A 9,753-nucleotide genomic window follows, 5' to 3' on the forward strand; every position below is an offset into this window, starting at 1 on the left:
CGAGGGGTCCCGTTCCGTGAGTCTGCATCCCACCCTCCAGCCCTACGCCGATGCCTGGGCCCACTCCGTCGAGGCGATATCCGAGCTGGTGCAGCCCCTTGTGGAGGGCGAGTGGAACCGGCGGACCCCGTGTCCCGGCTGGTCCGTCCGCGACCTGGTCTCGCACGTCATCGGCCTGGACTGCGAGGCACTCGGCGACCCGCGCCCCATCCACACGCTCCCGCGCGACCTGTTCCACGTCACCAACGAGCACCAGCGCTACATGGAGATGCAGGTCGACGTCCGCCGCCACCACACGGCGCCGGAGATGACCTCCGAGCTGGAGTACACGATCATCCGCCGCAACCGCCAGCTGCGGAACGAGTCCCGTGATCCCGGCACCAAGGTGCGCGGCCCGCTCGGTGCGGAGATCACCCTCGAGGAGGCCATGCGCTACCGCGCCTTCGACATCTGGGTGCACGAGCAGGACCTGCGCGCGGCCCTCGGCCACCCCGGCAACCTCGACTCCCCCGGCGCCCACGTCACCCGGGACTACCTGCTGGCCGCCCTCCCGGACGTGGTCGCGGCCAAGGCGGATGCCCCGCGCAGCTCGGCGGTCGTCTTCGACGTCCACGGCCCGGTGGAGTTCCTGCGCACCATCCGCGTCGACATCCAGGGCCGCGGCACCCTGGAAACGGCCCCCGCCCTCGGCCCGGCCGCGACCCTCACCCTCGACTGGGAGACCTACGTCCGCATGGCCTGCGGCCGCGTGACCCCGGAGGCGGTGTCGGACCGGGTGAAGACGGAGGGCGACCAGGACCTGGCAGCGGCGATCCTGCGTCATTTCGTGGTGACGCAGTAAGGGGAGTCCGACAACGAGGCCGCCGGGCCGGCAGCGGGGCCTGGGGGCGGCAGCCCCCGGCCCCAGCACGCCCGCACCGGCGCCCGCACCGGCCCCAGCACGCCCGCACCGGCACCGGCACCGGGTGCCCTACACAGGAACGTGCACCGTCTCCACCCTGCTGGCCACCAGTCGCTCCCGCTCCCGCCGGGCAACCCGCCTCCGCAGCCGCAGGATCTGACTCACCCCGAGCGCCTGGAGGACGAACACGGCGGAGAAGGCGACCGTGTAGTCGTCCCCCGTCCCGTCCAACAGCACACCGATCGCGAACAAGGTCGTCATGGAGGCGACGAAACCTCCCATGTTGGTGATGCCGGAGGCGGTCCCCTGCCGCTCCGGCGGATTCGCCGGCCGCGCGAAGTCGAACCCGATCATCGAGGCCGGCCCGCACGCCCCGAGCACCACGCACAGCACCACCAGCAGCCACATCGGCGCCCGCCCGCCGGGATACGCCAGCGTCACCGCCCACATGAGCGCGGTCGCCGCGACCGTGCCGAGCGCCAGCGGCAGCCGCGCCGTGTGGTGCCGGGCGACGATCTGCCCGTACACCAGGCCGACGGCCATGTTGGACAGCACGACGAGCGTGAGCAGCTCCCCGGCGGTCGCCCGGGTGAGCCCCTGCGCCTCGACCAGGAACGGCATCCCCCACAGCAGCAGGAACACCATCGCCGGGAACTGCGTGGTGAAGTGCACCCACATCCCCAGCCGTGTCCCCGGTTCCCGCCAGGACGCGGCGATCTGCCGGCGTACGTAGGCGGCGCCCTGGTGCGGCAGCGGCTCCGGCTCGTGGCCCTCGGGGTGGTCCTTGAGGAACAGGAGCAGCAGCACCAGCACCACCACTCCGGCCAGCGCGCTGCCCGCGAAGGCGGCCGTCCAGCCCACCCCGTGCAGCAGCCGGGCCAGCACCAGCGTGGACACCAGGTTGCCGGCCATCCCGGCCAGCGCGGCGAGCTGGCCGATCATCGGCCCGCGCCGGGCGGGGAACCACCGGGTGCCCAGCCGCAGCACGCTGATGAAGGTCATGGCGTCGCCGCAGCCCAGCAGCGCGCGGGCGGCGAGCGCGGTGCCGTACGACGGCGAGAGGGCGAAGCCGAGCTGGCCGGCCGTGAAGAGTACGGCGCCGATGGCCAGCACCTTCTTGGTGCCGAGCCGGTCGACGAGCAGGCCCACGGGTATCTGCATGCCCGCGTAGACGAGGAGCTGCAGGATCGAGAACGTCGACAGCGCCGAGGCGCCCACGTGGAAGCGGTCGGCGGCGTCGAGGCCGGCGACGCCCAGGGACGTACGGAAGATGACGGCGACGAAGTAGACGGCGACGCCGATGCCCCAGACGGCGAGGGCACGCCGGCCGCCGGGCGGATCACCGGGCGGGAAGGCGGGAGCGGCGGAACCCGACGGAGAGCTCACCGGACCTCACCCCGCGCCAGGTGGGAGAACCAGTTGACGTGCCGGTGCACGACGGCGACGGCCGCCTCGGCGTCCCCGGAGCGCAGCGCGTCCAGGATCTCCTGGTGCTCGGTGAGCGTCTTGGCGAGCCGGTCGGGGTGGGAGTGCATGACGGCGACGCCCATGCGCAGCTGCCGGTCGCGCAGTTGGTCGTACAGCCGCGACAGGATCTCGTTTCTGCCGCTGCGGACGATCTCGGCGTGGAAGCAGCGGTCGGTGACGGCGGCCTCGGCGAACTCACCGGCGGCGGCCTGCCGCTTCTGCTTCTCGAGCAGTTCCTCGAGGCGCTCGATGAGTCCGGGCGGTGCGGGTACGGCCTTCCTGGCCGCGTGCTCCTCGACCAGCTGCCGGGTCTCGACGACGTCGGCGATCTCCTGCGCGGAGACCGGCAGGACGAGGGCTCCCTTCTTCGGGTAGAGCTTGATGAGCCCCTCGGCCTCCAGCCGCAGCAGCGCCTCGCGCACGGGCGTGCGCGAGACCCCGACGGCCTCGGCCAGCTCTCCCTCGGTCAGCAGTGTCCCGCCCTCGTAGCGGCGGTCCAGGACGGCTTGCTTGACGTGGGTGTAGACGCGGTCGGCGGCGGGGGGTTGCTTCACGGCCAGACTCATGCCCACAGCATAGATACAAGAGGTACGCATGGCACGCCCCGCCCGGCATGCGGACCGGCCGTCCCGTGAGAAAAAAGCCCCGGCAACCACACAACCATCCGCGCCGGTTGCGAGTCAGACAGACGCGGCCCCACTCCCGTGGGCACTCAACCCTGCCGCACCGAAGGGTCATTCGATACAATCGGGGTACCTCACTTGAAAACCGGCATCCAGGGCATCCGTCTCCGCAGAGCCGCCGCAGTCGCCGTGACGACCGGCGCCATGCTCGCCACCGGAGCCCTCACCGCGGCACCCGCTCAGGCCGTCACCAAGCCGTCGATCGTGGCCAAGGGCGGCTACGCGATGGACAACGCGACCGGCAAGTCGCTGTACACGAAGGCCGCGGACACCCCCCTTTCCACCGGTTCCACCACGAAGATCATGACCGCCAAGGTCGTGCTGGCGCAGTCGAACCTGAACCTCGACGCCAAGGTCATCATCCAGAAGGCGTACAGCGACTACGTCGTCAAGAACAACGCCTCCCAGGCCCACCTGATCGTCGGCGACAAGGTGACCGTCCGTCAGCTGCTGTACGGCCTGATGCTGCCCTCGGGCTGCGACGCCGCGTACGCGCTGGCCGACAAGTTCGGCTCGGGCTCGACGCGGGACGCGCGGGTGAAGTCGTTCATCGGCAAGATGAACACCACCGCCAAGAGCCTCGGCATGAAGAACACGCGCTTCGACTCGTTCGACGGCATCGGCAAGGGCAGCAACTACTCGACGCCGCGCGACCTGACGAAACTCACGCGCAGCGCGATGAAGAACTCCACGTTCCGCACGGTCGTGAAGACGAAGTCGTACACGGCCAAGACCACCACCAAGACGGGCAGCACCCGCACGATGGCGACGTGGACGAACACGAACACGCTGCTCAGCAGCTACAAGGGTGCCATCGGCGTGAAGACCGGCTCCGGCCCGCAGGCCAAGTACTGCCTGGTCTTCGCCGCCACCCGCAACGGCAAGACGGTCATCGGCACCGTCCTCGCCTCCTCGTCCGTCGCACAGCGCGGCACGGACGCCACGAAGCTCCTGAACTACGGCTTCGCCCAGCTGGGCTGACACCCGCTCACCCGCGTGACGGGCCCGCCGCTGACGACCAGCGGCGGGCCCTTTTTCTGTGACCACGCCCACCAGGACGCCGACCGCACACCGATGTACTGATGGTGATACTGTCATTAGCATCATGTTGCTGCGTTTGGACAAGCGAGACACCAGGCCCCTGCACGAGCAGGTCGCGGGCGCCATCCGGCGCGCCATCGCCGAGGGGGAGTGTCGGCCGGGCGACCGCCTGCCGTCGGCACGCGACCTCTCCCAGGCGCTGGACATCAACGTCAACACGGTCCTGCGCGGTCTGCGCGGTCTGCGGGACGAAGGTCTGCTGGAGTTCCGCAGGGGCAGGGGCGTGACCGTGGCCGAGGACGCCGAGCAGCACTCCGGGCTGCGGATCCGGGTGCGGGACCTGGTGGCCGAGGCGGCCCGCCTGGGCTACAGCCGGAACGATCTCATCGAAATGATCAGGGGTACGCAATGAAGGTGACGCGCTGGGGAGCCGCGGTCTGGACGGTCGGGACGGCGGCCCTGATCGCGGCGCTTCCCTGGGCCGCGAAGAGTCGGCTGCCGGACCGGCTGGCGACCCACTGGAGCTTCGACGGGTCCGCGCCGGACGGCTCGATGCCGCTGTGGGCGGCCTGTGTGTTCCCGGCGCTGATCTGGCTCGTGCTGTGCGCGGGCGTGGAGGTGGCGCGGTGGCGGGCCGGCCGGGACGCCCGCGCGGTGACCCGGCCGTGGGCGGTGGCCGTGCTGCCGACGGTCGGCATCGTCATCGCCGGCACCCAGGCGGCCGTCGTACGGGCGAACCTCGACCGCACGGACTGGCACCAGGCCCGTCTGTCGGTCGGGTGGGTCGTCGCCTCCGTGGCCGCGGCGCTCCTCGCCGGGATCGGGGGATGGCTGGTGAGCACGCGGCAGCGCCCCGTCGGCCCGGCGTCCGCGGGACAGGACGGCCAGGGACCGGCGCTGGAACTGCCCGAGGGTGAGCGGGTGGTGTGGTTCTCGCGCACCACGAACCCCTGGCTCTACCTGCTGGCGGCCGTGACCGGACTGGTGGCCGTGGCCGCCCTGGTCGCCCTCTCCGGCGGCCTCGCGGGGCCCTCGGCCTGGGCCCTGTTCGCCTCGTGCGCGCTGGCCTCCCTCACCGCGGCCGGCTGCGCCTCGGTCCAGGCACGCGTTTCCGAACACGGCCTGGAGGTGTCCTTCGGCCCGCTCGGCTGGCCGGTACGGCGCTGGACCCCGGACGCCGTCGAATCCGCCCGCGCCGAGAACCGTACGCCCACCCAGGCCGGCGGCTGGGGCTACCGCTTCAGCGGCCTGGGCACCACGGTCATGCTGCGCGCCGGCGAATGCCTGGTCATCCGCGCCCGGGGCAGGCGCACCGACTTCGCGCTCAGCGTGGACGACGCGGAACGCGGCGCGGCCCTGCTGAACGCCCTGCGCGCCCGGCAGGCGCGCTGACGGTCCGCCGGCCGACGGGCCGGGGCCCGCTCCCGCAGACGCCGGGGCGGGCCCTCCCGTGTGGTGGGTCCGCCCCGGGCCGCGCCGGGTGCTACGCCCAGGTGATCAGCCGCTTCGGCTGTTCCAGGATCGCCGCCACGTCCGCCAGGACCTTCGAGCCCAGCTCGCCGTCGACCAGACGGTGGTCGAAGGAGAGGGCCAGGGTGGTGACCTGACGGGGCTTGACCTTGCCCTTGTGGACCCACGGCTGGAGCTTGATCGCGCCGACCGCGAGGATCGCGGACTCGCCGGGGTTGAGGATCGGCGTACCGGTGTCGACACCGAAGACGCCGACGTTGGTGATCGTGACCGTGCCGCCCTGCATGGCGGCGGGGGACGTCCTGCCCTCCTTCGCTGTCGTCACCAGCTCGCCGAGCGCCTCCGCGAGCTGCGGGAGCGTCCTGGCGTGGGCGTCCTTGATGTTCGGGACGATCAGGCCGCGCGGGGTGGCCGCGGCGATGCCCAGGTTGACGTAGTGCTTGACCACGATCTCCTGGTTCGCCTCGTCCCAGGAGGCGTTGATGTCCGGGTTGCGCCTGATGGCGACCAGGAGGGCCTTGGCGATCAGCAGCAGGGGGTTCACGCGCAGGCCCGCGAACTCCTTGTCCTGCTTCAGCTCCTCGACGAGCTTCATCGTCCGCGTCACGTCCACCGTCACGAACTCCGTGACGTGCGGCGCGGTGAACGCCGAGCCGACCATCGCCGCCGCCGTCGCCTTGCGGACGCCCTTCACGGGGACGCGGGTCTCGCGGGCCGTGTCGTACGACGGCACGGGCGCCGGGGCCTGGGGCACCGGGGTTTCCGCCGTCGCCGGAGCAGGGGCCGGTGCCGCCGGCGCGGTCGCCGTCGCCGGCACCGCCGCGTGCACGTCCTCGCGCGTGATGATGCCGTCCGGGCCGGACGGGACCACCGTCGCCAGGTCCACGCCCAGGTCCTTGGCCAGCTTGCGCACCGGCGGCTTCGCCAGCGGGCGGGGCCCGGCCCCGGGAGCGGCGGCGGGGGTGCCGTGGCCGTTCAGCTCGGTCCGGACCGCCGTCGACGCCCGGGAGACCGCGACCTCCGGGCCCTTGCGCGGGCGGCGCTTGGTGGCGGACGTCGAGACGCCGTAGCCCACCAGGACCGGCTGGCGGCCCTCCGCCTTCGGCTCCTGGTCCGTCTTCGGCTCGGCCGCCGGGGCCTGCGCCGGGACCTCCGCCGGTGCCGCGCCCGCCACCTCCACCGCGATGATGGACGTGCCCACGTCCACCGTGGTGCCCTCGGCGAAGTGCAGCGCGCGCACCACACCGTCGTAGGGGATGGGCAGTTCGACGGCCGCCTTGGCCGTCTCGACCTCGCAGACCACCTGGCCGTCGGTGACCGTGTCACCGACCTGGACGTACCACTTGAGGATCTCCGCCTCGGTCAGACCCTCGCCGACATCCGGCATCTTGAACTCGCGCACGGACGCATCGGTCATCGTCGTCACGAACCTCTCCCTCAGTACGCCAGCGAGCGGTCGACGGCGTCGAGCACGCGGTCCAGGTCCGGCAGGTACGACTCCTCCAGGCGGGCCGGCGGGTACGGCGCGTGATAGCCGCCGACCCGCAGCACCGGAGCCTCCAGGTGGTAGAAGCAGCGCTCGGTGATCCGGGCGGCGATCTCCGCGCCGGAGCCGAAGAACACCGGTGCCTCGTGGACCACCACCAGGCGGCGGGTCTTCTCCACCGACGCCTGGATCGAGTCGAAGTCCAGCGGGGACACCGAACGCAGGTCCAGGACCTCCAGGGACTTGCCCTCCTCGGCGGCCGCGGCGGCCACCTCGTGGCAGAGCTTCACCATCGGGCCGTAGGCCGCCAGCGTCAGGTCCGTGCCCTCGCGGACGACCCGCGCCTTGTGCAGCGGGCTCGGGATGGCCTCCGTGCTGACCTCGCCCTTGTCCCAGTAGCGCCGCTTGGGCTCGAAGTAGATCACCGGGTCGTCGCTCTGGATGGCCTGCTGCAGCATCCAGTACGCGTCCGACGCGTTGGAGGGGGAGACGACCTTCAGGCCCGCCACGTGGGCGAACAGCGCCTCCGGCGACTCCGAGTGGTGCTCGACCGCGCCGATGCCGCCGCCGTAGGGGATGCGGACGACGACCGGCAGCTTGACCTTGCCCAGCGAGCGGGCGTGCATCTTCGCCAGCTGCGTGACGATCTGGTCGTACGCCGGGAAGACGAAGCCGTCGAACTGGATCTCGACCACCGGGCGGTAGCCGCGCAGGGCGAGACCGATCGCGGTGCCGACGATGCCGGACTCGGCGAGGGGGGTGTCGATGACCCGGCTCTCGCCGAAGTCCTTCTGCAGACCGTCCGTCACCCGGAACACGCCGCCGAGCTTGCCGACGTCCTCGCCCATGATCAGGACCTTGGGGTCGGACTCCAGGGCACGGCGCAGCGACTCGTTGATCGCCTTGGCCAGCGCCATGTTTTTCAATGTCACAGCCTCCGCTGCCATGATCAGACCCCCTCTGCGTCCGCGAACGACGCCTGGTAGGCGGCGAACCGGGCGCGCTCCTCGTCGACGAGCGCATGCCCGTCCGCGTACACGTTCTCGAAGATGGCGAAGTCGTCCGGGTCGGGCATCGCACGGACCGCTTCGCGCACCCGCTTGCCCAACGCCTCGCTCTCGGCCTCGAGTTCCGCGAAGAATCCCTCGTCCGTGTGGTGTACGGACTCCAGGTGGCGGCGAAGGCGCAGGATCGGGTCCTTCGCCTCCCAGGCCAGGCGCTCCTCGTCGCCCCGGTAGCGGGTGGGGTCGTCGGAGGTGGTGTGGGCGCCCATGCGGTAGGTGTACGCCTCGACCAGGGTGGGCCCCTCACCGCTGCGGGCACGCTCCAGCGCCCACTTGGTGACCGCGAGGCAGGCCAGCACGTCGTTGCCGTCGACGCGCACGCCGGGGAAGCCGAAGCCCCGCGCGCGCTGGTAGAGCGGCACACGGGTCTGCTTCTCGGTCGGCTCGGAGATCGCCCACTGGTTGTTCTGGCAGAAGAACACCACGGGGGCGTTGTAGACCGCGGAGAAGGTGAAGGACTCGGCCACGTCGCCCTGGCTGGAGGCGCCGTCGCCGAAGTAGGCGATGACCGCGGAGTCCGCGCCGTCCTTGGCGACGCCCATCGCGTAGCCGGTGGCGTGCAGCGTCTGGGAGCCGATGACGATCGTGTAGAGGTGGAAGTTGTTGCCGTTGGGGTCCCAGCCGCCGTTGTTCACCCCCCGGAACATGCCGAGCAGGTTGGTCGGGTCGACCCCGCGGCACCAGGCGACGCCGTGCTCCCGGTAGGTCGGGAAGACGTAGTCGTCGTCGCGCAGCGCCCGGCCGGAGCCGATCTGGGCGGCCTCCTGGCCGAGCAGCGAGGCCCACAGGCCCAGTTCGCCCTGGCGCTGCAGGGAGGTGGCCTCGGCGTCGAAGCGGCGGGTGAGCACCATGTCGCGGTACAGACCGCGAAGCTCCTCGGCGGTGATGCCGGCGACGTACTTGTCGTACTCGGCGTTCTTTACGCGCTTGCCCTCGGGCGTCAGCAACTGCACGAGTTCGGGGTCGGCGCCCTTCTTGGCGCCGGCGCGGCCCCTGGTGCCGGCGGCTTTCGTACCGGTCGAACCGGTCTTGCTTCCGGCGCTGCGTCGCGGTGTGCGCGCGGCAGTGCTCTCCACGGTCACGTGTGCTCCTCCGTCGGTCCGGCCCCCGGGGTTGCCGGCTGGCCTGGGGTCCCCCCTGCTCGCCAGAGCCTGGGGGAGCGGCTCGCCTGCTGACCACGGGCACGGGGTGGGTGCCACTCGGCCGGGAACAGGCGTGACAGGTGCCCCGGCGAGCGCCCTGCAGCAGTCACGTTACCCAGTGCTCCACATTTCTGGGAAACCCTCCTGACCTGCGCGTTTTCTTGGATTTCCAAGTATTTTTCCTTGGACGTCCAAGTATCGCGCCGGGCATCGGGGCAGCCGCTGGTCACAACCGTGCAGAGGGCCGGAACACCGGCACGTTATCCCGGTCACCCCTGAGTCGGGAAGAGCTGACAAGTGGCCGGAACTGCTCTGGACGGAGGACACCGCGGGGGGACAGGCGCGCCGACGGGCCGGGCACGGAGGAGAACGACGCCGCGACCCGTTGTGACCGAAAGCGACTGTCGACGACTTTCTGTGACAATGCCCAGCTCACAGACTTCTTCTGTGCCCTAGCATCTGGCGCGTGCCGCGCCCTTGTGTACCACCCCCCATGCCC

General features: G+C 71.2%; 9 protein-coding genes. 4 read left to right on the forward strand and 5 right to left on the reverse strand.

Annotated elements, in window-relative coordinates; translation table 11 throughout:
- The first annotated feature begins 16 nt into the window (after positions 1-16).
- Positions 17-841, forward strand: coding sequence for a maleylpyruvate isomerase family mycothiol-dependent enzyme (locus tag C1I97_RS06335; RefSeq protein WP_111002234.1), 825 nt, complete (start codon positions 17-19; stop codon positions 839-841).
- A gap of 129 nt (positions 842-970) precedes the next feature.
- Here the strand turns inward: C1I97_RS06335 and C1I97_RS06340 are convergent, their stop codons facing one another.
- Positions 971-2,287, reverse strand: coding sequence for an MFS transporter (locus C1I97_RS06340; RefSeq protein WP_111002235.1), 1,317 nt, complete (start codon positions 2,285-2,287; stop codon positions 971-973).
- Positions 2,284-2,934, reverse strand: coding sequence for a GntR family transcriptional regulator (locus C1I97_RS06345; protein WP_111002246.1), 651 nt, complete (start codon positions 2,932-2,934; stop codon positions 2,284-2,286). The genes C1I97_RS06340 and C1I97_RS06345 overlap by 4 nt, the downstream gene beginning before the upstream one ends.
- A gap of 195 nt (positions 2,935-3,129) precedes the next feature.
- Here C1I97_RS06345 and C1I97_RS06350 point away from each other — a divergent pair, with 195 nt between their 5' ends.
- The 3 genes from C1I97_RS06350 (at position 3,130) to C1I97_RS06360 (ending at position 5,484) form a co-directional block, all read left to right on the forward strand.
- Positions 3,130-4,032: a D-alanyl-D-alanine carboxypeptidase family protein gene (locus tag C1I97_RS06350; protein WP_111002236.1), complete on the forward strand. Its 903-nt coding sequence runs from the start codon at positions 3,130-3,132 to the stop codon at positions 4,030-4,032.
- Between the two features lie 124 nt (positions 4,033-4,156).
- Positions 4,157-4,504 (forward strand): GntR family transcriptional regulator, encoded by a 348-nt coding sequence (locus C1I97_RS06355; protein ID WP_111002237.1) that lies wholly within the window; start codon positions 4,157-4,159, stop codon positions 4,502-4,504.
- Positions 4,501-5,484 carry a DUF1648 domain-containing protein gene (locus C1I97_RS06360; protein ID WP_111002238.1) on the forward strand — a complete coding sequence of 328 codons (984 nt, stop codon included), beginning with the start codon at positions 4,501-4,503 and terminating at the stop codon, positions 5,482-5,484. The genes C1I97_RS06355 and C1I97_RS06360 overlap by 4 nt, the downstream gene beginning before the upstream one ends.
- A 91-nt stretch (positions 5,485-5,575) precedes the next feature.
- On the opposite strand, the gene C1I97_RS06365 is transcribed toward C1I97_RS06360, so the two are convergent.
- Genes C1I97_RS06365 through pdhA form a run of 3 tightly spaced genes read right to left on the reverse strand, consistent with a single transcriptional unit; the run spans position 5,576 to position 9,194 of the window.
- A complete protein-coding gene (locus C1I97_RS06365; RefSeq protein WP_111002239.1) occupies positions 5,576-6,988 on the reverse strand; it encodes a dihydrolipoamide acetyltransferase family protein in 1,413 nt (470 codons plus the stop codon).
- An 11-nt stretch (positions 6,989-6,999) separates the two neighbouring features.
- Positions 7,000-7,995 carry an alpha-ketoacid dehydrogenase subunit beta gene (locus C1I97_RS06370; protein ID WP_181446593.1) on the reverse strand — a complete coding sequence of 332 codons (996 nt, stop codon included), beginning with the start codon at positions 7,993-7,995 and terminating at the stop codon, positions 7,000-7,002.
- A gap of 2 nt (positions 7,996-7,997) precedes the next feature.
- A complete protein-coding gene (pdhA, locus tag C1I97_RS06375) occupies positions 7,998-9,194 on the reverse strand; it encodes a pyruvate dehydrogenase (acetyl-transferring) E1 component subunit alpha (protein ID WP_111002241.1) in 1,197 nt (398 codons plus the stop codon).
- Between the last annotated feature and the right edge of the window lie 559 nt (positions 9,195-9,753).

The organism is Streptomyces sp. NTH33 (assembly GCF_003236365.1).
GTDB lineage: Bacteria > Actinomycetota > Actinomycetes > Streptomycetales > Streptomycetaceae > Streptomyces.

Bases quoted from the DNA above. Each gene is read 5' to 3' on its own strand.
- C1I97_RS06345 (WP_111002246.1), bottom strand. From the start codon at position 2,934: ATGAGTCTGGCCGTGAAGCAACCCCCCGCCGCCGACCGCGTCTACACC.
- C1I97_RS06360 (WP_111002238.1), top strand. From the start codon at position 4,501: ATGAAGGTGACGCGCTGGGGAGCCGCGGTCTGGACGGTCGGGACGGCG.
- C1I97_RS06370 (WP_181446593.1), bottom strand. From the start codon at position 7,995: ATGGCAGCGGAGGCTGTGACATTGAAAAACATGGCGCTGGCCAAGGCG.
- C1I97_RS06355 (WP_111002237.1), top strand. From the start codon at position 4,157: ATGTTGCTGCGTTTGGACAAGCGAGACACCAGGCCCCTGCACGAGCAG.